Here is a 2,399-nt window from a genome sequence, read left to right as displayed (position 1 = left end):
AGCCGACGGCGAGTACACGGCAGTGGTTGATCGCTTCGAAGATGACCTCGCCGTGCTGTTGCTCGAACGCGAAGGCGAAGGCGAAACTGTTGACGACATCCTTCTCCCAAAGACAGAACTGCCGGAGAGTGGTCGCCACCAAGACGCGGTTCTGTACGTGAGCGTCGAGGATGGAGAAGTACGGGACGCTACCTACAAAGCTGGGGAGACCGACCAGCGCGCAGAGCGCGCGCAATCGCGATTCGACCGCCTCTCGCAACGCCCCTCCGAATCAGAGACAGAAGCGGATACTGATCCGGAGCGCTAGAGACAGTCCGTCCGCCCACCATCCCTGTAGACAGTGTGGTTGCCAGATCAATTGTGGACGCCGATCTCGGTGAAGCAGTGCATTCATTAGAAAAGCCATCAACCAACGGTGGGGTTGTCACTCGAAACGCGATGTGTCACGACACCATTTGTGCTCGCTGCCGGGTCACAGATGAGCGTGTCGGCACGCTCCCGAAGCCATCCCCCAGCGAGTGTCTGACTGGAAAATGGGCCGGTCGGTTTGACCCCCGACCCGTGGTTCGCGTATGCTCCTACGCACGGTGTCCCCGTGTTGACCGCACGTAGCACAGGCAAACACGCCTGCACACTTCTATACAGGCTCTCTCTTCTTAGTTCTTGTTGCCAATTGGCATGGCCACGTCGGAGAAACAAGAGAGAAGTCTGTTGCTGCAGCTGTGGTGATCGCTAGCAAAGGATTTGTGCTCGGGGTGAGTACCGCTGCTCAACCAGTACAGGACGTCGAAGCCTCCCAGAACCAGAGTACCGTTCAACTCATGTCTACATTCGACGCTGACACCACGGAGATCAACGCGTTCAAAGTCAAAGATGCCGGCTTGTACATCTTCAGTCAGTACTTCGACCAGGAGGAGGTCTTCGACGAGTTGCGCGAGTGGTATGACAGTGAACAGTATCGCTTCGAAGTGTCCACCGACGAGATCGAGCGGGCAGAGGCGTTCTTGGACGAGTATTTCTATGAAGTCACTCGCGTGGCAACCGACGATATCGAGCCGTTCTGCGTAGTCAAGGAGAAGTACACCGACCACGCAGATATCCTCCGCAACTCGGTGTACCACACGAGCCGAGGGAGTAACACCGTGTTCGTGATGCAGGATCGATTGTCGGCTGAGCAGGCGATCGAACAGGGCGCGACGTACCTTGCTGACACGGATATCGAGTTCCACCTATAGCGCGGTACACGCGGACTGGCACTACTGGAGCAAACGCAGGTATACGTTTTGACAATAAAGGAGTGAAATTCACTACTCTGCTGGAGGCAAAGTGGAATAGGACTACGAGGTGTACTCAGAAGCTACTGTCTGGGTGTTCCCACTCCTCGTAGTACTCACGTTGATTCTCCGTCAGACTGTCGATAGTAATATCGAGCGTCTCCAGTTTACGGCTGGCCACCTCGCGATCGAGGTGATCCGGAATAGCGTACAATCCGGGCGTGAGGTTTGGATCCTGAGTGAGCATATCGTGAGCGGCAGCAAACATCATCGCGAAGGTCGTATCCATCACTTCTGCAGGGTGACCCTGGCTGTGTGGCCCAGTAAGATTCACGAGACGGCCGCGAGCGAGCACGTTCACCCGACGTCCATCCGACAAATGATAGCGTGTGATCCCCTCTTTTGGCTGCGTTACCTCATTAGACTCCGCCTTGAGGTCTTCTAGCGAGATTTCAACGTCAAAATGACCGGCATTGGCGAGGATAACGCCATCTTGGAACTGGTCGAGATGCTCTTTGCGCACGACCTCGCGATTGCCCGTTGAAGTGATGACGTAGTCCGCGAGGGGAGCAGCCTCACCCATAGCCATCACGCGGTGACCATCCATGACTGCCTCCAACGCCTTGCGTGGGTCGACCTCAGTGACGATCGTCCACGCGCCCATTCCCCGAGCTTTTCGTGCGATCCCGCGTCCGCAGTAACCGTAGCCAGCCACGACAACCGTCTTGCCAGAGAGCATGGTGTTGGTCGTGGTCATCACATTCGCTAGTGAGGATTCACCAGTGCCATGGACGTTGTCGAAGTAATGTTTCATCGGTGTATCATTGACACCGTACACCGGGAACTGGAGCACGTCCTGTTCCTCCATCGCCTCTACGCGCGTGATTCCAGCGGTGGTCTGCTCGCCACCACCGATGATCCCCTCAGCAATGTCGGGATGGTCAGCGTGGACTTTGGCAATGAGTTCACAGCCGTCATCAAGAATGAAGTCTGGCTCTTCCTCCAGTAGGTCGTGCTGGCCGGCCTCCCATTCCTCATCGCTCATTCCCGCCTCAATGAACGTCTCGATCCCGTCGAGCTCTTGGAGAGCCTCGACGACCGCCTCTTTGGTACTGAACGGTTCGC

At 56.4% G+C, this 2,399-nt stretch carries 3 protein-coding genes; 2 read left to right on the top strand and 1 reads right to left on the bottom strand.

Annotation, left to right across the window (positions count from 1 at the left end):
- Positions 1-307, top strand: a 307-nt coding sequence (locus tag C450_RS00750) for a DUF3006 domain-containing protein (protein ID WP_005038738.1), incomplete at its 5' end; no start/stop codon positions are given.
- 514 nt (positions 308-821) lie between these two features.
- Positions 822-1,235, top strand: a complete 414-nt coding sequence (locus C450_RS00745; RefSeq protein ID WP_005038736.1) for a hypothetical protein — start codon at positions 822-824, stop codon at positions 1,233-1,235.
- A 115-nt stretch (positions 1,236-1,350) separates the two neighbouring features.
- Here the strand turns inward: C450_RS00745 and C450_RS00740 are convergent.
- Positions 1,351-2,399: adenosylhomocysteinase (locus C450_RS00740; protein ID WP_005038733.1), on the bottom strand; the 1,049-nt coding region annotated here is incomplete at its 5' end.

The organism is Halococcus salifodinae DSM 8989 (genome assembly GCF_000336935.1).
Taxonomy (GTDB): Archaea; Halobacteriota; Halobacteria; order Halobacteriales; family Halococcaceae; genus Halococcus; species Halococcus salifodinae.
This window is presented reverse-complemented; position numbering and strand designations above follow the sequence as displayed.